A 19,638-nucleotide genomic window follows, 5' to 3' on the forward strand; every position below is an offset into this window, starting at 1 on the left:
AACAAGCGGAACGATTTACATCGAGTTCGCGTTCGATGGGGCGGCGGTCATGGACCGCCGCTTTTTCGTTTCCTGGTGGTAAGGATGATCCTGGGCGCTCCACCACGGAACAAAAGAGAAACGGGCATCCGGCTCCCCGAATGCCCGCTCTGATGCTTGCCTCTGAAGCTTTGCTACGGTGTTGGCAGCACAATACGGTAGAAGGCCTTCCCGGAGGGCGGCACGAGATCCGTCCATGTAGCGGTCGTTCCCGTCGCGACGACCGTGGCGACATCCGCCCAAGAGGCTTCGTCAGCCATCGTGGCGCTTCGTTGCACGGTGAAGCTGACGCCGGCCTTCGCGGGCCACGTGATCGTATTGCCACTCACCGTTCCCGCGAAGCGAGAGCTGCCGCTGACCGGCGAGAGGCCGGTGAGGTATTCCACGATGTTCGTAGTGCCGTCGCCATCGAAGTCGCCCGCTGCGGTCTGGCCAAGGGAACCGAAGTATTCCAGCTCCCAGGCGTCACCCATGGCATCCCCATCAGAATCCGGGTCTTCGATGCCGGAGGCGACATTGGCGAGGAACTTGCCATTGCCGAGAACCGTCGGACTGATCCGGACTTCGTCGATTTCGCCGTTGAAGCTATAATATCCACCGAAGCCGCCATTCTCCGCAGGATCGTACTCGGTCTGGCCGATAACCCAGACGCGATTGAACTCGGTGGGATACCACGCACCACTGATCGCCAGCGAGCTTTCCAGCACGTAGTTTGTATCACCCGGAGCTTTCAGCCAGAGCGAGAGCTGGGTGGGGCTGACCGTCACCGCCGCGGAATACCAGGAGTCCGCGGAAACCGTGCGGACGCTGATGACTTCACGTGCGGTGGAGGAGCCGTCAATAAGACCTGCTACCACGTGATTCTCCGCATTCAGCTTCAAGGTAAAGGGAGCCTGATACGGAGCCGCCATGCCGGTGGGGTTGCCGCTTTTGCCAATAATCCCTTGGCCCCGACCAACGCGGGTCGGGCGGAAGCTCGCTTCGACGGTCAGCGCATTGAAGATGGCCGCATTGATCGGAGCCGTGCCGGAGGTGTAGATATTATCCGAGGTGTAGCGGTTGCCATCGACCTCGGTGAATACCAGCGAGCTACCGTTCATCGCTCCCGTATTGGTCACCACATCATCCAGGACCGTCGTAATGTGGCTGGGTGCGGTGTAGTCCGCCCAAGTCATCATGTCGTTGCCGTTATTGGTCACGTCCTTCACGGCAGTTGCCACCTGCGGATATTCGATGAGGCCGGTTGTCTTCTCTTCGAAGCGCCAGTAGGCGGCGGTGCCACCCGGATAGGAGCTGCTATCCTTGGGGTTCGTGCCGGCGTGATACTCGACAGCATCCGTGCTGCCGTCGCCATCGCTATCCAGCATGCCATCGGTATGTAGGATGGTCTGCTCCAACGACTCGTTGCCGGCTCGGAAATATTTCACCTCCCAGCCATCCGGCAGTCCATCGAGCGGCAGGTCGTAGTCAGGCGAGGAAACCTGGATCTTCGGATTCGTGGCGGAGTCAAACTCCTGCCGGTTCGTGAACAAGTCTCCATCAGGGTCGGCTTCCGGATCACAGGCCGCAATCGAGCCGAAATGGCGGATCTCCCAATCGTCACCAACAAGATCGGCATCCGCATCCGGGAAGCTCACGCGAGTGGTAGGGTCGGTTAGAGCCGCATACTCCGCTTCATTGCTGCTGAAGTCGCCATCCGGATCGCCGAGGGGGCCTTGGGTGAGATTCGTGAAATAGAAGGTTTCCCATCCATCTGGGAGGCCGTCGAAGTCGCTGTCCGGAAAGGAAGCGGGATCATCCGGCTCGGTGAAGGCGTTGTACTCCGCAAGATTCGAAGAGAAATCGCCATCCGGATCGTCATCGCCATCGTGAGCGGAGATCGAACCGAAGTACTCGATTTCCCATGCATCCGGGAGGCCGTCGAGATCGACATCCGGCTCAACGCGTACCAGCACGCCAGAGGAAGGAATGAACTGATAATTTCCATTCGGAGAAACCCAGACGTCTCCGATCTTCGTCCAGCCCTCCACCGCGAAGGTGGCGGTGAAGTTCTCCGCGATCGTTGCGGTATTCACGAGTTGGTGGCTATCACCCGGGTTGGTGCCAGCACCGGTGAGATCGATGGTGAAGACGCCGCTGAATTCGAAGGGGGCCGCGCCCGTGATGCTGTTATAGGCACCGGCCGAACTATTCATCGCGAAGGCAAGCTTGCCGGAGGAAGTGAGCACCGCTCCGCTGTTGCCGGTGACTTGGATATTACCGGTGTAAGTGTTTGCGGCGGTAAGGATGACCTGGCGACCGGTGGTGGTATTGGTTTGCAGCAGCAGGGTCCCGCTGTTGCCGGAGATTGGAGCGGTCACCGTGATAGTGGCATTGTTCGAGAAAATGGTCGAAGTGCCGGTGCCCGCGATGTTGATCGAACCGCCAAGCGTGAAGGCCGTGGAGGTGTTGCTCGCATTGTTCACCAAGGAAGCATCCAAGGTGAGGTTATTCACGCTGATGACGTTGTTGTTCGTGCCGCCCTTGTAGACGAGGCTCGCACTGGTGAGCTTGAGCGAATCACCGGCAAAGGTGTGATCGACCGCGCTATCGGCAGGGGTCCGAAGGGTCAGCCCGGAAGGGACGAGGTAGGCATTCCCCGCAGAGGGCGCGGCGGCATTTGACCATGAGGTGGCCGACTCAAAGGAACTCGTGCCGATGCCGTTGGTAGTGCCGAGAGTCACGTCGGCTGCTTGCGCGGGGCCTGCCACGACGAAAATCGCCAAGGCTGCCGCAGCACCATTTGGCAGAAAGATCGCAGCTCGATGCCGCAGGGGATGAGAGAAGTCGCTTATCGGATTCATTGGGTGGATTGGGCAATCGACTCCCCGGAGCGGTGACGGGTGCCTTGCACCGGCCGGGGAGCGACTTGCATGCAATTTTAGCACCGCAGATACCACGCGAAGCCAAAACGCCGGAGCCACTGGGCAATCGGCACAAAAGCGGCGCATTAGGCGCGATTGGCACTAACAGCTCGCAAAGCGGTCTAAAAATCGGGCCGAAAAATTAGTATGATTCCGCCACCCGTGCGGGTGAATGCGACATTGCTGCCAGTTTGTGAACCGGAGCGTGCCAAGTCGTAGAACCGTCTTCATCCAAGGACTTCGCCATCCACCCGGGCGAGAGCCTGTTCCGCCTGTTAAAAAGAGAAAATTTAACAGGTGCCCAGACTAGCTCGGACTGACCAAGCGGAATTGGAATGAGTAAAGATCGGACCGGCATTCCGGAAGCTTATCAGCGCGGCCCGCATACTTGGAACCACTTCAAGAGGTCCCCGCTAGACCTCGCCCATCCACAGTTCCAAGATCTGAACGGCTGCAGCTTGATCGATGATTTGCTTCTGCTGCTTGGCCTTACGTCCTGCCTCGCGAAGCTTTGCCGCGGCGTCCATGGTCGTGTAAGCTTCATCGACATAGATCAGCGGCAAGTCCGGCAGACGCGAGGACAACTTCTTGCCAAAGGCCCTCACCTTTTCCGCCGATGTTCCTTCCGTGCCATCAATGCGGACCGGCAAGCCGAGAACCAGCGTCTTGACGTGGCGTTGTGAAGCCAGAACCGCGATTCGCTCGATGGCATCCGCCTTGCGGGTATCAATGGTCTCCACGGGATGCGCGAGGATTCCCAACGGATCCGTCGCCGCCACGCCAATGCGTGCATCGCCGTGATCGATCCCGAGTGCCGGATGTTGGTTGCTGCTGTCCACGCACCGAAAATGAAGGATCTGACCGCCCGAGGTCGATGAATTCGATTGAGAACCGACATCCCGAAAATTCCAGAGCCCGGCGGTTCACGGTCACTTTCCAGCTGTTTGCACAATAGGCATTCCGGCCATTTCACCACCTCAAAAAGTCAATTCACACCTAAAGATCTTCTTGGAAACGACCCATTCCATCACTATTCATACAATTAAATCATCCTCCAAACCAGCTTCGGCGTAAGCCGCCCATGAGAACAGCAATCCTGATCCCTATCGCGGTGGTTGCGCTTGCCACCGGGGCTCTGGTGCGTGTGCGGACCACTCTAACTCCGGAAGAATCCCGTCCTACAAAATCCGGGCGGGATCCACGGACGGAAAGGATTCACACGACGGAAAGAGATGCCGAGGAGAAGATTGCGCGGATCGCCAAACTGGCATTGGACGCTCCCCGTGAAGCGGAAGCCCTCGCGCTGGAATTGGAAGGCCGCGAGCGGGATGAGGCGCTGGCAGTCCTTTCCGCGGAGCTGGCCCGCGCCGATGCCGATCATGCGTTGAAGGTGGCGTCTCTGATCGAAGAACCGCAAGCACGCGGCAACTCGCTTGGCTTTGTCCTGGCGCAGTTGGCAGGCACCGATGTCGAGTCCGTCTTCACTTGGCTGGCACAGACGAACGAAGGAGAACTGGTCAAGGCATCCGTGGAGCGCATGGCCTTGCCGGCGCTTGCCGAAGTGGATCCAGAGCGAGTGGCGCACTGGATCGCTGCCGGAAAGGCGACCCCGGCAGCCACCGAGACAGCCGTGGTCACGACCGTACAACGCTGGGTTCAACAGGATCGCAGCGCAGCAGCCCGGTGGGTTGCTTCCTTTGAAGACGAGCGCCTGCTGCACAACGGGATGGAAGCTTTGGTGAGCGGCTGGACGAAACAAGCGCGGGATGAGCCGTCTCCATGGATCAAAGGCCTGCCCGAGGGAAAGGCCAAGGACCAGGCATGCGCGGCGTATGCCGCAGCACTCGCTCCCATGCAGCCGGAAGGCGCAAGTCTCTGGGCCGGACAAATCAAGGATCCTGTCTTGGCAGCGCAAACGGCCCAGAGGATCGGGGCCGCGCGATAGGAGGGCCATTTCACCGTCGCGCGATGAGCCGCCCTCGTGCATCCTCCGCCCGTGATCTCCCGCCGCAAGATCAAGTATGCCGTCTCGCCCTCGCTTCGCCAGTATCTCTATCACTTCGACCGGCTGAAGGAGATCCCGCTCGTCTACGATGATCTGGCGCGCTTTGCAGGCTCCATGCCGTATGAGGATCCCCGTGGGAAGGAGACGCTGTGGCTGACGGTTTACTACCCGCAGGAGCTGATGCTGGAGCTGCGTCCGAAGCTCACGAAGATCTATGCCGAGCTGAAGATCGGCGGCGAGAGCGACCTTCACGAGCACCTTACCGTGGACCGGATCGATTTCGGTGAATTTGGCAATTCACGACCTTTCCGCATCCGGATCACGAACCTCTACAACGACAACTCCGACTACTTCTACGTGAAGCAGGCGGACGCTTCCCGCATCTACGGGCTGGAACTCGAGCACATCCTCTCGCCGAACCGGATCAACTACCTGGTGAACGGGAACACGCTGATCGAAGAACACATCGCGGGCGTGCCGGGCGATGTCTTCCTGAAGGATCACCTCCCCCGTCCTGAACTCAACAAGGTCCGTATCGCAAAGGAATTCACCAAGTTCAACGAACGCTGCTTCATCCGCCTGCTCGGTGACATGCGCAGCGTGAACTACGTGGTGGATATCACACCGGACTTCGAAGAGGTGCAGTACCGCGTGCGGCCGATCGACTTCGACCAACAGAGCTACGAGCGTCGCGGCAAGACCTACCTGGCCTATCGTTTTGACTCGAACAAGACCGTGACGAAGCTCGCCTTCGACGTCCTGAACCGGAAGACCATCGACCAGTATGTGGCCGAGGAACACGCTCAGATGACCCGCCGTGCCAAGGTGGAGAGCCTGCGGCTAAAAGCGCTGCTTGGCATCATGCGAAAGGAGGAGCTGGCCCCCCGGGAACACGTCGCCTTCCTGGCCGCTGATCTGGCGAAATACCATCACACGGATATTTTCCGCGATTGCCAGACCATGGGCGAGCTGACCGCGGCGCACATCTCGCACATGCTGGAGATGTAGGGCGATCATCCCGATACCCGTTCAGGAAAGAGACCATCACCCTCCCGGCCATGCCCCGGACATCGGCACAACAATCCCGGTGAAACACCCCCCGGGACCGTCGCTCTAGCCGGACCTCCTTGTTCCCTCAGCTTCAGCTGGACGACTGGAATCCCACCAGAAAAAGCATCTCTTCCCGGAGACCATCCGACGACGACGACGAATGGCCCCCGGTACTCGAGGCATGAACGGAGACTTATAGAAACCGTCCTATTGTGAAATCTCTGTATGATCTCTGTGATAAATCAACGGGATTTTTCTTCCCGGGAATGGCGAAAGAAAAACCGCCAGCTGCAATTGCGGCTGGCGGCATGAGAAAGACCCGATGAAAACGGGAATCCGGATCAAAAATCGAACTGGTCGATGTTCTCCTTCGTGAAGGCGAAGGGCGTCCCGAGGAGAATGTTGTCGCCCTCAATCTTGAAGGTGCCGAGCTTGTCGTCCTTGAATTCGGTGGCGCCAGGCTTCAGCGAGCCGTTGGCAAGGGCAGCCCCGGCCTTGATGGCGAGGTAGCCGAGGTCTTCCACCTTCCAAAGGATGACGGCCTGGGTGACCCCTTCCTTCACATAGGCCTTGTTCTCGCTGGGCAGGCCAAGGCCGACGACCTTAACCGCACCGGTCTTGCCGGCCTGCTTCACCGCTTCCGCCGCGCCAGGAACGCCGGGCGAGCAGACGGAAATGACGGCTTTCAGGTTGGGATGCGCGCTGAGGAGATTGGTGGTTTCCTGCTGCGCCTTGTCCTTCAGGTCATCGCAGGGCTTGATGTCCACCAGCTTCAGGTTCGGGTACTTCTCGGCTTGGCGGGCCTTGATGGCGGCGATCCAAGCATTCTGGTTCGCGGCGGTGAGGTTCGCGGTGATGATGGCGTATTCGCCTTCGCTGCCAATGAGCTGGGCGGCGTTGTCGAGCAAGGCATCGCCGATGCCCTTTTCCGTGGCTTGGTTCACGAAGAAAGAGCGGGCGTCCGGCTGGGCATCCGCGTCGTAGGTGACGACCTTGATGCCAGCGTCCTGCGCCTTGCGGAGCGCGGTGGAGAGGCCGTCCTTGTTTTCACAGGCGGCGGCGATCACATCCACTCCGAGGGAGATCCAGTTCTCGACGATCTCATTCTGCTTCGCCGGGTCGGAGTTGGTCGGGCCGTCGAAAAGCATTTCGGCACCGAGGTCCTTGGCCGCGGCGCGGGCGCCTTTTTCACAGGCGACGAAGTATTGGTTACCCTTGCTCTTCGGCAGCAAGGCGATGGTCAGTTTTTTGCCGCCGGCACCGGCCTCCTCCGATTTTTTGCAGGAAGGCAGAAGGGGGATCGTGCAGAGGACGGCGAGCGAGCAAAGGAAGCGCGTGCGATTCACGGGATCTTGGGTTGGTGAAGTTTCTTTGGGTTGGGAAATAGCTGGCTAATGCTGCCTCCGTGAACGTCGCGTGGCGAGGATTCTTGCGAGAGGTGTCACGGCGAGAGCGACGATCAGCAGCACGCCCGTGAGCATGCCGGAGAGTTCGCGGGCATTGCTCGAGATCGATTTTTCGAAGAGCTGGTAGTCGGTGATGCGGCTGAGGCCATTGCCCAAGATCGCCACGGCGATGTAGCCGAGCAGGGTGCCGCAAACGGTGCCGGAGCCGCCGAAGATACTGGTGCCGCCCAGCACCACCGCGGTGATGGCGAGGAGTTCGTAGCCGATCCCCGCATTCGCACGGGCTTCGCCAAGACGCGCGACGAGAATCACGGCGGCTAGTCCGGAAATGGCACCGGCGAGGATGTAAACAAAGCCGGTATTCCGCTGCACAGGGATGCCTGCATAACGAGCGCCCTCCGGCGAGTAGCCGATGGCACGGAAGGAGCGACCGAAGGTGGTGTGATGGACCAGCAGGTAGATGCCGATGGCTACCGCAACGAAGATGAGCACTTGGGTCGGAATGCCGGCGATGTTGCCATTGCCAAGCTGGAGGAAGGATTTGTCGAAGCCGGAATAGGATTTCGAGCCCCGGGTGAGCGCTTCCGCCAAGCCGCGGAAGAGCGAGAAGGTGCCGAGGGTCACGATCAACGGCGGAAGTTTCATCCTCGCGATCAGGAGAGCATTCAATCCTCCGCCCACGACCCCGATGAAGATGGAGATCAGGCCCGCTAGCATCGGCGAAAGCCCCGCGTCATTCACCAGCATGCCGAAGGATACGGCGCAGAGGCCCATCATCGAACCCACGGACAGATCGATGCCCCCCGTAAGGATGACCGGGGTCATGGCAAGTGCCAGCAGACCGGTCTCCACCGAGAAGCGGAAGATATTAGAAACGTTCGAGCCATCCAAGAACCTGCGGCCGATGGCGCTGAACAGGGCGATCTCGAGCGCGATCACCAGCAGCAGCACGACTTCGTGCCGCAGCAGGATGTTCTTCAGGGAGATGGGTTTCGCATCGGACATGGCTGGCTGTCTATTTCTTGCCGCGCCGCAGGCCATCGGCCACCACGGCGAGAAGGATCACGAGACCTTGGATGGCACGCTCCCAGTAGGGCGGCTGATGGAAATGGGTCAGGGCGGGATTGACGTTCGCGAGCAGGAGGAGGCCGAGCAGGACACCCCAGAGATTGCCGCGGCCACCGGTGATCGCGACGCCGCCAACCACCGCTGCGGCGATGACTTTCAGCTCGAGGCCATCGCCAGCATTCGGCTGCACCTGGGGTGATTGCACCATATTCAGCACGGCGGCGATCCCGGCGAGGGCGCCCATGAGAGCGAAGACCGCGAAGGTCGTGAGCTTCGGATTGATCCCGGCGAGGCGCGCGGCTTCGGCATCCGTCCCGGTAGCGTAAACGTAGCGGCCCGCAGCGAGATTTCTCATGCCCCAAGCAAAGAACAGCAGCAGCATGATCGAGAAACCGATGACCACGCCCTGGCCCGAGGCCTGGCTCATGCCGAACCACTGGATGCCCTCAGGCAGTGGCATGAGGCGTCCTTGCTGCCAAAGACGCAGGGCTTCATTCCAAGTCACCATGGTGGCAAGGGTCACCACGATGCTCGGGAGGCCGAGCCAAGCGACCAGCAGTCCATTGAAAGCACCCAGCACGATTCCCGTACCAACAGCGGCAAGCACCGCGACACCGAGCGGCATCCCTGCCGCGGCGACGATACCCGCGACCACGCCGCACACGCTGAACTGCGCACCCAGTGAAATATCGATCTGCCGGGTGATGATCACCAGCGTGATACCGATGGCCGCAACCAGCGCGGGCATCTGCGAGGTAAAGCGCGAGAGCAGCGGCTGGAGCTCGTAGAAATTCGGCGCGAAGATCGCCAAGGCAGACAGCAGCAGCGCGAGGGCTGCGGCCACGGTGAGCTCGCGCGAATACTTCCGCATCATGCGACCTCCTTTCCGCTCTGGCCGAGCGCGGCACTCATCACTTCATGGGCATCGGCCCCGCCCGGAAGTACGGCAGTCACCGTACCTCCACGCATGACTGCGATGCGATCGCTCATGCCGAGCACTTCGGGCAGGTCGCTGGAGATCATCAGGACCGCGAGACCTTCTTTTGCAAGCGAGCGGATGATCTTGTGGATCTCGCTCTTCGCACCGACGTCCACGCCTTGCGTGGGTTCATCGAGAATCAGCAGCTTCGGCTTGGTAGCCAGCCAGCGGGAGACGCTGACCTTCTGCTGGTTTCCACCGCTGAGGCTGCCGCCGGGTGCTTCCGGTCCGTAGGCTTTGATGCCAAGATCGCGGATGAAGTCCTTCGCAACTTCGGTCTCACGTTTTTTCCGCAGCCAGGTGCCGGGGAAAAGCACCGGGTGCACGGCCATCGTGATATTGTGCGCGATCGGCATTTCGAGGATCACGCCGTGACGGCGGCGATCCTCCGGCACGTAGGCAATGCCGTGCGAGATGGCTTCGCGGGACGAGGAGATCGAGATCTTCTCGCCCTTCAGGAAGATCTCGCCGGAGTCCGCAGGCGTGATGCCGAAAAGGATGCGAGCAAGTTCGGTGCGGCCCGCGCCGACGAGGCCGGCCATGCCGACGATCTCGCCCGAGCGGACGTCAAGGTTCACGCTCTGCACGCCGCTTCCGGTGCAGCCGAGATTCTTCAGGGAAAGCACGACGTCACCCGCCCCGCCTTCGGTCGGCGGATAGAGTGTGGCGACCTCCCGGCCCACCATCAGCTTGATCATCGCGGAGTCCGTCAGGTCCTTTACCGGATAGGTGCCGACGCTTTCGCCATCGCGGAGGACGGTCACGCGATCAGCCAAGGCGAAGATCTCCTCCAAGCGGTGCGAGATATAGACCACGCCCACGCCGCTCGCCCGGAGGTCCTTCACCACGCCGAAGAGCAAGTGCTGCTCCTTCTGTGTGAGGGAGGCTGTGGGCTCGTCCATGATGACGACCTTGGCCCCGGAGCCCAGCGCGCAGGCGATTTCGACAAGCTGCTGCTCCGGCATCGACAGCTCGTGCACCTCGGCATCGGGAGAAATATCGGCTCCGACGCGCTTCAGCAGTTCGACCGCCTTCGCGCGTTGCTCCGCGCGTTTCACGAAAGAGAACGGGGCGGGCTTCTTCAAGCGCAGCCCGATGTTTTCCGCCACCGTGAGATCCGGGAACAGGGCTGGCTGCTGATAGATGCAGGCGATGCCCAACGCGCGGGCATGCGCAGGGGTCAAGGAACGCAATTGCTCCTTACCGATGGTCAGCGTGCCTTCGTCCGGCGAGTGCGCGCCCGTGATCACCTTGATCAGGGTGGACTTGCCCGCACCGTTCTCACCTAACAGCGCGTGGACTTCACCTGGCATCAACTCGAAGGAAACCCCTTTCAGCGCGCGCACGGCGCCAAAGGACTTCCGGACATCGGAGAGTTGGAGAAGAGGTTTCAAGAGACGCTTGGGCTACGCGTAGCGGTGCTCAGGCATAACTGTGCTCCGTCGCGATGCCAAGTTCCTGACGCCGCTTTGCGCGTTCTACCGCGGCTTTTTCGGCATAGCCGCTGGCCCGGTGGGCGGCGAGCGGATCCGCCTCCAGGCCTTTCGTGCCGCGCCAGTCGGCAATCGCCACGGAGACATCGGTGTTGAAAGCCTTCTTCAGGGACATCTCGGCGTCCACGATGTTCCCCTTCCGCTGTGCCTGCACCAGCGCCTCGTGATCCACCAGCGCGGCCTTGGCGTAGAGTTCCTGTGCCGTGCAGACCGTCTGGATCATCGCCTCGATCTTCGGCTTCAGGTTGTGGGACTGGTCGATCATGTATTCGATATCCGGGTACTTCCCGCCGCGCTCCCAGGCGAAGAAGTGGATCTCATGGAAGATGCGGAAAATCTGATAGGGATCGATCGAGCCGAGGGTCAGGTCATCGTCCGCGTACTTGCGGTCGTTGAAATGAAAGCCGCCGAGCATGTCCTCATCGAGGAGCCAGGCGACGATTTGCTCGATATTCTGGGAAAGATAGTGGTGGCCGGTATCGACCAGCACCTTGGCCTGCGGGCCCGCTTTCTTCGCAGTGAGGAAGGACATCCCCCAATCGGCGAGGTCGGTCTGATAGAAGGCCGGCTCGAAGGGCTTGTACTCCACCAGCAGGATCTGCTCCGGGGAAAGATGGGCGTGAGCCTCTTTCAGCGCGGCCTCGAAGCGGTGCTTGCGCTCGCGGATGCTGTCCTGGCCGGGATAGTTCGTGCCATCGGCGAACCACAGCGAGACCGCGCGGCTGCCCGTAGCCTTGCCAATCCGGATGCAGTCCAGGATATGCGCCAAGGCTTGGTCACGAGCCGTTTCGAAAGGACTACCGACCGAGCCGAGCTTGTAGAGCTGGTCTTGGAAAAGGTTCGGATTGATCGAGCCGATGCGGATGTCCAACGCCTGAGCCTTCGAGGCTACCACGGACGCATCCACGCCCGGCGCGAAGTCCCAGAGGACGTGCGTGGCCACCGTGGGACAGCATCCGGTCAAGCGGTGCACATGGGCCGCATCCGCCAACTTGTCGTCCATATCAATCGCGGCAGCGGGCTGGTGGAACTTGCCGAAGCGGGTTCCGGTGTCCGCGTAGCCCCAAGACGGAGTTTCAATGCGAAAGGAGTCGAGGGCTCGAAATACAGTTTCCGGACTGGCAGGCATGGCGGCGTTCTTGGGTTGGTAAGCGGCGCGAATCCACTAAAGGTAACGTTTCTTATGAAACCGCAAGGAATTTCCGGCGATATGACCCGAACGGGCTATTCTGGGTCCTGCGGCAGGCCAAAACCGAGGAAAACGCCCTTCGATTCCGGGCGGGGCAGCTTGAAATCGAAGACTCCGTAGCCATCCCGTTTGATCCCCCGATAAGTGCGTCCATCGCTGGCCCCAACCATTACGGCCTGCCCTGTCTCCTTCTCATGGCCGAGGAAGATCTGGACGTGGGAAACGGGGACTTCACGCCCGTCTTTCGGCTCGTAGGTGCCGGACCAGAAGAGGAGGTCTCCCGGCATCAGCTTGGTGAAGACTGCGGACTTCAAGGTGGTTTCCGTGGAAGGAACCTCGGTCAGCGCCTTTGCATCCCTGACCCAGATGAATTGGGCTGCGGAGCTACGGGGTGGCTCAAAGCCTGCCTCTTGAAGAATATGGTACACGGCCCCGGAGCAATCGAGGCCGCCGCTTGCCGGATCCGCGCTGCCAAAGGTGTAGCGCAGCCACGTGTCCTTCGCCGCGAGTTCCAAAGACTTGTCCACGATGCGCTTCCGCGGTCCGGAAAGGGACGCATACTCCTTCAAATCCTCCGGTTCAATGACGCCGGGACGAATCCCCTCGCCCGCCATCGCGACGGTAGCGAGGGAAAGGAAAAGAATCCGGATAGTCATCTCCCACCCTAACACAGGATAGAAGATTCCGCCAGCCGCACTTCTTCCGCTTCCGCGCGGTGCCCGCCCACTCTATTTTCACGGACTCGATCAACACGGAGGTTCGGCGACCCAAGCCACCCTCGTCGCGATCACGGACGTCAGGATGGAATAGGACCATGCGCTGCTGACGTGTTCCACGCCACCTAGAAGAGGACAGTTCTAACCGGAGGTAAGATTCGAGTCAGCTCACACCGGCAGTGTCTCCTTACAACCGAAAAACCTGCGCTTCCGGATCAAGTCCGCCACGCCCTCGGGAACCATCTTCGCCCAGTCCCCCTCGCCATTCGCGATCTTCTTCAGCACGTCCCGAGAGAAGATGTGGAGATATTCCGGATTGAAATTATCCAAGGCGACGAAGCTACCGCGATCCGCGAGGTAACCGTAAAGCTTTTTGAGTTCCGTAGCCACCTCGAGATTGTCCACCGTCGTCAATGCACCGGTCTCCTGATTCTTGAGGGGATAAACGTAGAGCTTCAGGTTGTATTTGAAGAGGCGCCCGAAGGATTCGAGGATGCCTCCCGGCAGCTGCGTGTAATACTTCTCATCGAAGAGCTCCGTCAGGCTCGGCGCACCCATCACGATGCCGATGCGCTCCTTGGTTCGCCAGGAAATGTAAGCCGCCAGCCGATAATACTCGAAGTAGTCCGAGATCATCACGGTCATCCCGCAGGCTGCGAGCAAATCGGCGCGCGCCAGGAAATCCCTCCGGTCCACCTCGTTTCCGTCTGCCAACAGATTGCGCATCGTCAGCTCGAAGATCGGAAGCACCGGCTTGCCCGCGACGTCAGGATCCGCGGTGAACTTCTCGATCGCACATTGCAGCATGTCGAAGTTCACGTGCGTCGGCGGGCGGAAGCTGCCGCGTTCCACCATCACGGCCTTCTTGTAGAGCGCCTCCGACGGCTGTAGCACTTCGTGGTTCGGCCCGAACATCGCGGCACCGCTCAGGCCCAGCTGCACCAGCTTCAAGCTGACAAGGCGGTTGTCCACGGAACGGAACTCGATGCCGCGGAACTCGATGACATCGATTTCGATCCGGCCGGTGGTCAGCTTGTCGAGCAGGCTTTCGATCAAAAGGTCGGGCTCGTGATGGAGAAAGAAGGCGCCGTAGAGCAAGTTCACCCCCACAACGCCGAGAGCCTCCTGTTGGAGCGATGCTTCGGCATCGAGCATGCGGACGTGGATGAGGATCTGGCTGGGCTCGTCCCGGGGACGGGATTGGAACTTCACCCCCATCCAGCCGTGACACTCGTTCCCGCCCTTGAAGCTGCGGGCCACCACCGTATCCGCAAAGGCGAAGAACGCGGTGCTATCCCCGCGCTTGTCGGCAAGACGGTCCACATTCAGAGCGAATTCGCGATCGAGCATCGCCTGCAGGCGGGTGCGGGACACATAGCGGTCACCGCTGCCATAGATCGCATCACTCACCGTCATGTCATAGGCGGAGATGCTCTTCGCGACCGTGCCTGCAGCCCCGCCAACGCGAAAGAACCAACGCACGACCTCCTGCCCCGCGCCGATCTCCGCCATGGTTCCGTACCATCGGGAATCAAGGTTGATCTTGAGCGCTTTGTGGTGGGTATCCAGTTCCGCTTCCCGCATTCCCCCATGGAAGCAACTCCCGCACCACAATACCAGTCCTCAGTGACAGATCGGGAAGTGCCGGTAGGCCTCCTTTGCGGTACGATCCACGAATCCCTCGATCGATCCGCCGCCGCGCTCGGTGAAGTAGCTGAGCTGCGAGCGATGCGCCCTGAAGGCAGCGAGACGTTGCTCCCGATGCCCGGAGGCATCGATCAGAAGATCCGCCGGATCATCGCGGTTTAACATGCCTGGCAAGGCGTGGCCGTCCTGCCATGCATGGATCGTAAGGAGATGGTGCTCCCCTCCCGCCGCCTGGAGCACGGCCTCGCGGACAAGCAGATGCGCGGGATGCCAATACTCACCCCCGCTGCCGTGAGTGATGACGGCCGCTGGCCGATGGATCCGGAGGTGCTCCCTGATCTGGTCCGTTAACTGTGAAATCGGAACTTGCGGAGCAAAGGTCCGGTACTGCTGGCCGAGCGGATCGGGGTGACCAAGGAAGCTGACCCCGCTGACTCCCAAGGCCGCGGAAGAGTTCCGCAGCTCTCCCTCGCGGATACGACCGAGTTCTTCACGAGAGCTGCCGCCGGTGATGCCCCCCTCCCCTTTCGTAAGGCAAAGGATGTGAACCTCGCGTCCGCGTTCGGAAAGTTCGCAGAGCAGACCGGAGGCAAAGAGCTCATCATCCGGATGGGCGGTCACCACCAGCCAAGGACCTTCCACCGCAAGCAGTTCATCGAGTGAAACAGCCCTAGGCCGACGTGGCGGAAAAAGCGGACGAAGAAGCTGGCGGAGGCGCTTCCGGTAGAAGAGAGGGTCGGCAAGACGCTGGCTCAGTTTCTTCAGCATGGGCTCAAGGGACGCTTCAGGAAATCCTGCACGATCTGGACAAGCGTTTCCGAAAAGAATTCGGGACGGAAGCGGGTGACCCGTTCCTGCAAGGCTTTCCGCATGCCCTCAAGGTTCTCAGGCTGCTGGATGCGTGCGATGATCTTTGCCACGGCGTCATCAATGTCCGAGTAGATCAGCTCTTCCAAACCGACGATCTCCTTCACACCGCCTTCGGCAGAAACGAAAGGCAGCAACCCCGCGCCCGCCATTTCCGCGATGGCGATCCCAAAGGCCTCTACCCGGCAGCCATGGATGCCATAGGTGCGGCTCGCGAAGACCTCCTGCTTTTCCTTCGGCCCGAAGAACCCGGGCGTGCGGATCCACTCGGCACGATCCTTCGCCATGCGGGCAATACGCTTCGAATAAGGATCAGCGCCAAATTGCCCGGCAAGGTCGAGGGTCGCCGGATAGCCTGCTTCACGGACCCGATCGAGGATGGCGATGATGCTTTCCACCTCCTTCTCGGGCATGATGCGGCCCATGCAGACAAAGCCCAAGGGGTCACGGGGCTGCTGCGCCTCGACCTGATGCGAAGAGGAGGGAGGATAAAGAAGGGGAGAATCCGGAATCCCGAAGCGGGTCGCCATCAGTCCGGCGGTCCAGCGGGAATTGGAAACCACCAGGTCATCGGGCTCGGCAATGCCTGCCTGGGCGCGTCCGGCGAGCTGATCGCCAAAAGAAAGATACAGCCGGCGCAGCACGGAAGGCCGGTGGTGAGCTTGATCGGAAGCCGTGGGATAAAGCTCCAGGCGGGCACCCTCGTCGAAACTGAAATCTCCGATGAGTTGGATCGCGGGCTGATTGAAGCGGATCGGATTGTAGGCGCTGATGCAGGCATCATAGCTTTCCGGGAGGGTTTGGCAGAAGCGCTCGAAATAGGCGCGCTGCCAGAAGGCGAGCTTGGTCCCGGTGGCCACGCCGGGCAGGCGCGGCGCTTGCAAAAGGGTCACCTTTTCCGGCGAAACGGAGGTGCCGTACGTGGCATTGAGCTTGTCCCACTCCACCGGGGAAGCCGTGGTAAAGGTGATCGCAGCGAGATCCTGCAGGGCATGAAGCGCCCACATGGCGGTGGCTTCCGAGCCGCCGCGTCCCATCCAGGGATGCGCGATCAGGATCTTTGGCGGGAGGGGAAAAGCCATCGGATCAGATCGTCGCGGGGGGCAGGCAGCATCGATGCCGCGTGGAGCGTTCCATGGCGCTAGGTGAAGGGATCAGGGGCCGGATTGTCGAACCCTTTTGCCAAGCGGTTTCGGCATTCTCGGAGCATGCAAATTGCGAGCCATCCCCCGAAGAGGTAAGAAGAGGAATCAACAGCTTCGGCGTTTCATCCCTGCCATGCCCAACATGCCTGCCCGCCGCCTTCTCGCCCTCGCCTGGCTCCTGCTTCCCGGCATCTCATCTGCCCAAAGGGAGATGGAGGCGCTGGATCGCGGTGTGGTGGCCGTGCGGCAACCGGAGGGCAAGGTCTTCGTGAGCTGGCGGTTGCTCGGAAATGATCCGGATGGCACGGCCTTCAACCTCTACCGGATCGCCGCAGGAAAGGAGACGAGGGTCAACCCGGAACCTCTGGCAGGCCCCACCCAGTTCATTGATGCCGAGCCGGGATCGGCTGAAGGCTATGCGGTGAGATCCATCGACAACGGACGAGAGGGTGAAGCCAGCAAACCGGCGAAGATCCTTTCCACCAATTTCATCGAGATCCCGATCCAGACGATCGAGAACTATCGCCCGGGCGACGCCTCGGCAGCGGATCTGGACGGAGATGGCGAGTACGAGATCATTCTTCACCAAGTCTCAGGCGGCCGGGACAACTCCTTCAATGGGATCACCGGCACACCGATACTGGATGCCTACAAGCTCGATGGCACGCACCTATGGCGGATCGACCTCGGCATCAACATTCGCGAGGGTGAGCACTACACGCAGTTCATGGTCTATGATCTGGATGGCGACGGCCGGGCGGAGCTGGTCTGCAAGACGGCCGATGGAACGAAGGATGGCACCGGCAAGATCCTCGGCGACAAGGACAAGGACTGGCGAAACAAGGAGGAAGGAACCCAGCGCTACGGACGGATCCTGTCGGGTCAGGAATTTCTCACCGTCTTCGACGGCAAGACCGGTGCCGCGCTGAAAACAGTGGACTACATCCCGACGCGGGATCCCATCGATGGCTGGGGTGGCCTCGGAGGAAATGGCGGGACCGATAGCTACGGGAACCGCTGCGATCGCTTCCTGGCAGGCGTGGCTTATTTGGACGGTGTCCATCCCAGCGTGGTGATGTGCCGCGGCGTGTATGGTCGCATCGTAATCGCGGCATGGGATTGGCGGGGCGGCGAACTCCGCTCGCGCTGGGTCTTCGATTCGGGCATCAGTCATCCGCCCTTCACCGATGCCTCGCCCTACTCCGGAATGGGCGGACACGCCCTATCGATCGCGGACGTGGATGGTGACGGCAAGGACGAGATCGTCTACCAAGCGATGACGGTGGACGACAATGGCAAGGGTCTTTACTCAACCGGTCGCCGTCACGGCGATGCGATCCAAGTAAGCGACTTCGATCCGGAACGCGGGGGCTTGGAACTCTATCTGGTGACGGAAAACGAGGACGACACCGTGCGCTTCCAGACGCCCGGGGCCGGACTTCACGATGCCCGCACGGGCAAGCCCCTATGGAGCCATAGCCCGGGCGTGGACATCAGCGATGGCGTGGTGGCGGACATTGATCCCCGCCACCCCGGTGCCGAGGTCTGGGGTGGGCCCGGCGAACTGCGGACCATCAAGGGGGAGGAAATCGGAGCCCGCCCGCGGCTTTCCGACTGGGTGATCTGGTGGGATGGCGACCTGCTGCGGGAGATCTACGGGGGCTTCTCCGTCTTCAAGTGGGACTGGAAAGCAGGTCGCGAGGAAAAGATCTTCGGTGCCGACCTCCCCTACGGTGAAGGGCGGGGCCGCTTCATGGGGATGCGACCGAATCTCGCCGCCGACCTGATCGGCGACTGGAGGGAAGAACTGCTTCTGCCCGGGCCGGACGGCAAGTCCCTGCGGCTCTACACCAGCACGATCCCCACCGGACACCGGCTGGTGACCCTGATGCACGACCCCCAATACCGGCTTTCGATCGCGTGGCAGAATGTCTCCTACAATAAGCCGCCGCATCCGTCCTTCTTCCTAGGCAAGGACATGAAGGTGCCACCCCGCCCGACGATCAAGATCGCGGGAAAAGCCAAAGCGCAAAGCATGGCGGGCAAAGGCGAATGACCTTGCACGGTTAGAACGAGATGGCAGCGTGAGATGAAATCCCATGGCTTTTTCCGCTGCCCAAAAGCACCTCTTCTACACCGAGATCGCAAAGCTCCTCGAAGCCGGTTTCGGCATCCGGGAAGCCGCAGCCACCATGCTGGATCACCGGCTGCCAGCGGCTCAAGCAGGGCTGCTCCGGGAGATGGACCGGGACTTGGAGGCAGGCCAATCGATCACCGAGGCTTTCGCAAAGAACCGCAACGTCATCTCCGATCTTGAGCGCAGCATCGTGGGCGCAGGAGAACGGGGCGGGCGCCTGGCTCCGGCCTTCCAGCATCTGGCGGATTATTTCGGGATGCTGGCCACAGCGCGCCGGGATGCGCTACAGGCCATGATCTACCCGCTGGTGATGCTGCACCTCGGCCTCTTCATCTCCTATATCCCGCAGCTCTTCAGCGGGGCGAAAACCGGAGTTCAGGTGCTGGGAGAATTCGCGGTCACGCTTTTCATCGTCTACGCCGTGGTCTTCGTCGCCTGGCTCGGCGTGCGGGCAGTGCTCGCCAGCGGCACCAGCAATCCGACGGTCGATGCGATGCTAAACCGGATCCCGTTGGTAGGCAGCGCGCGCCGCTACATGGCGATGGCGCGCTTCACGAAAGTCTATCATACCTGCCTGCTGGCAGGGCTCTCGATGCAAGAGACCGTAGAGACCTCGGCACAAGCCTCGCGGAGCGGCTCGATCATCGCGGCCTCTCACAAGATGCAAGAGGTGCTGAAGGAACGCGGCCCACTGGGTCCCGTGTTTGTTTCCAGCGGTGCCTTCCCCGCCGCCTTTGCCCGCTCCTATGCCACGGCCGAGGAATCGGGCAGCCTCGACAAGGACTTCGCCCGCTGGTCGAAGGTCTTCCAAGATGACGCCGCACGCTCCACGAAGACCGTCTCCAGCGCCCTGCCGAAGCTCTTCTACTTCCTGATCCTGATCTTCATGGCCTACAAGATCATCTCCTTCTACAGCGAGAGCTACTTGGGACCGATCCGTGAATTGGAAGAGCAGTACAACAACTAGGGGAGGACCTGCTCTTTCCCAAGGCAA

At 60.8% G+C, this 19,638-nt stretch carries 15 protein-coding genes; 4 read left to right on the forward strand and 11 right to left on the reverse strand.

Features of this window, described 5'->3' with window-relative positions; all coding sequences use genetic code 11:
* Positions 1-173: 173 nt before the first annotated feature.
* Both HHL09_RS11400 and ruvX read right to left on the reverse strand, forming a co-directional pair.
* Positions 174-2,882 (reverse strand): LamG-like jellyroll fold domain-containing protein, encoded by a 2,709-nt coding sequence (locus HHL09_RS11400; RefSeq protein ID WP_169454765.1) that lies wholly within the window; start codon positions 2,880-2,882, stop codon positions 174-176.
* Positions 2,883-3,355: 473 nt separating this feature from the next.
* On the reverse strand, positions 3,356-3,781 hold the full coding sequence (gene ruvX / locus HHL09_RS11405; protein ID WP_169454766.1) for a Holliday junction resolvase RuvX: 426 nt from the start codon (positions 3,779-3,781) through the stop codon (positions 3,356-3,358).
* Positions 3,782-4,023: 242 nt separating this feature from the next.
* Here ruvX and HHL09_RS11410 point away from each other — a divergent pair, with 242 nt between their 5' ends.
* Together HHL09_RS11410 and HHL09_RS11415 are read left to right on the forward strand one after the other, a co-directional pair.
* Positions 4,024-4,887 carry a hypothetical protein gene (locus tag HHL09_RS11410; RefSeq protein ID WP_169454767.1) on the forward strand — a complete coding sequence of 288 codons (864 nt, stop codon included), beginning with the start codon at positions 4,024-4,026 and terminating at the stop codon, positions 4,885-4,887.
* Positions 4,888-4,938: 51 nt separating this feature from the next.
* Positions 4,939-5,955: a hypothetical protein gene (locus HHL09_RS11415; RefSeq protein ID WP_169454768.1), complete on the forward strand. Its 1,017-nt coding sequence runs from the start codon at positions 4,939-4,941 to the stop codon at positions 5,953-5,955.
* A gap of 383 nt (positions 5,956-6,338) precedes the next feature.
* Here HHL09_RS11415 and HHL09_RS11420 read toward each other — a convergent pair whose 3' ends face one another.
* The 9 genes from HHL09_RS11420 to HHL09_RS11460 form a co-directional block, all read right to left on the reverse strand.
* Positions 6,339-7,343: an autoinducer 2 ABC transporter substrate-binding protein gene (locus tag HHL09_RS11420; RefSeq protein WP_169454769.1), complete on the reverse strand. Its 1,005-nt coding sequence runs from the start codon at positions 7,341-7,343 to the stop codon at positions 6,339-6,341.
* A gap of 45 nt (positions 7,344-7,388) precedes the next feature.
* Positions 7,389-8,408, reverse strand: a complete 1,020-nt coding sequence (locus tag HHL09_RS11425) for an ABC transporter permease (protein WP_169454770.1) — start codon at positions 8,406-8,408, stop codon at positions 7,389-7,391.
* Between the two features lie 10 nt (positions 8,409-8,418).
* Complete coding sequence (locus HHL09_RS11430) at positions 8,419-9,345, reverse strand: ABC transporter permease (protein ID WP_205761032.1); 927 nt, start codon at positions 9,343-9,345, stop codon at positions 8,419-8,421.
* Entirely contained in the window at positions 9,342-10,844 is a 1,503-nt protein-coding gene (locus HHL09_RS11435) for a sugar ABC transporter ATP-binding protein (RefSeq protein WP_169454771.1), read from the reverse strand. The genes HHL09_RS11430 and HHL09_RS11435 overlap by 4 nt, the downstream gene beginning before the upstream one ends.
* Positions 10,845-10,872: 28 nt before the next feature.
* Positions 10,873-12,072 (reverse strand): TIM barrel protein, encoded by a 1,200-nt coding sequence (locus HHL09_RS11440; protein WP_169454772.1) that lies wholly within the window; start codon positions 12,070-12,072, stop codon positions 10,873-10,875.
* A 95-nt stretch (positions 12,073-12,167) separates the two neighbouring features.
* Complete coding sequence (locus HHL09_RS11445) at positions 12,168-12,788, reverse strand: C40 family peptidase (RefSeq protein WP_169454773.1); 621 nt, start codon at positions 12,786-12,788, stop codon at positions 12,168-12,170.
* Between the two features lie 228 nt (positions 12,789-13,016).
* Positions 13,017-14,432, reverse strand: coding sequence for a TonB-dependent receptor (locus HHL09_RS11450; RefSeq protein WP_169454774.1), 1,416 nt, complete (start codon positions 14,430-14,432; stop codon positions 13,017-13,019).
* 39 nt (positions 14,433-14,471) lie between these two features.
* The gene (locus HHL09_RS11455) at positions 14,472-15,263 is read right to left on the reverse strand and encodes a PIG-L deacetylase family protein (RefSeq protein ID WP_169454775.1); all 792 of its coding nucleotides are present in this window, start codon (positions 15,261-15,263) and stop codon (positions 14,472-14,474) included.
* Entirely contained in the window at positions 15,257-16,444 is a 1,188-nt protein-coding gene (locus HHL09_RS11460; RefSeq protein ID WP_169454776.1) for a glycosyltransferase family 4 protein, read from the reverse strand. Before HHL09_RS11460 ends, HHL09_RS11455 begins: the two co-directional genes overlap by 7 nt.
* A gap of 196 nt (positions 16,445-16,640) precedes the next feature.
* On the opposite strand from HHL09_RS11460, the gene HHL09_RS11465 reads away from it, so the two are divergent.
* Together HHL09_RS11465 and HHL09_RS11470 are read left to right on the forward strand one after the other, a co-directional pair.
* Positions 16,641-18,563 (forward strand): rhamnogalacturonan lyase, encoded by a 1,923-nt coding sequence (locus HHL09_RS11465; RefSeq protein ID WP_205761033.1) that lies wholly within the window; start codon positions 16,641-16,643, stop codon positions 18,561-18,563.
* A 43-nt stretch (positions 18,564-18,606) separates the two neighbouring features.
* On the forward strand, positions 18,607-19,611 hold the full coding sequence (locus HHL09_RS11470; RefSeq protein ID WP_169454777.1) for a type II secretion system F family protein: 1,005 nt from the start codon (positions 18,607-18,609) through the stop codon (positions 19,609-19,611).
* Positions 19,612-19,638: the final 27 nt, after the last annotated feature.

The organism is Luteolibacter luteus, from assembly GCF_012913485.1.
GTDB classification, from domain to species: domain Bacteria; phylum Verrucomicrobiota; class Verrucomicrobiia; order Verrucomicrobiales; family Akkermansiaceae; genus Haloferula; species Haloferula lutea.

Coding starts and splice junctions, on each gene's coding strand:
- HHL09_RS11440 (WP_169454772.1), bottom strand. CDS start 12,072: ATGCCTGCCAGTCCGGAAACTGTATTTCGAGCCCTCGACTCCTTTCGC.
- HHL09_RS11455 (WP_169454775.1), bottom strand. CDS start 15,263: ATGCTGAAGAAACTGAGCCAGCGTCTTGCCGACCCTCTCTTCTACCGG.
- HHL09_RS11430 (WP_205761032.1), bottom strand. CDS start 9,345: ATGATGCGGAAGTATTCGCGCGAGCTCACCGTGGCCGCAGCCCTCGCG.
- HHL09_RS11425 (WP_169454770.1), bottom strand. CDS start 8,408: ATGTCCGATGCGAAACCCATCTCCCTGAAGAACATCCTGCTGCGGCAC.
- HHL09_RS11470 (WP_169454777.1), top strand. CDS start 18,607: ATGGCTTTTTCCGCTGCCCAAAAGCACCTCTTCTACACCGAGATCGCA.
- HHL09_RS11460 (WP_169454776.1), bottom strand. CDS start 16,444: ATGGCTTTTCCCCTCCCGCCAAAGATCCTGATCGCGCATCCCTGGATG.
- HHL09_RS11445 (WP_169454773.1), bottom strand. CDS start 12,788: ATGACTATCCGGATTCTTTTCCTTTCCCTCGCTACCGTCGCGATGGCG.
- HHL09_RS11400 (WP_169454765.1), bottom strand. CDS start 2,882: ATGAATCCGATAAGCGACTTCTCTCATCCCCTGCGGCATCGAGCTGCG.
- HHL09_RS11450 (WP_169454774.1), bottom strand. CDS start 14,432: ATGCGGGAAGCGGAACTGGATACCCACCACAAAGCGCTCAAGATCAAC.
- HHL09_RS11465 (WP_205761033.1), top strand. CDS start 16,641: ATGCCCAACATGCCTGCCCGCCGCCTTCTCGCCCTCGCCTGGCTCCTG.
- HHL09_RS11410 (WP_169454767.1), top strand. CDS start 4,024: ATGAGAACAGCAATCCTGATCCCTATCGCGGTGGTTGCGCTTGCCACC.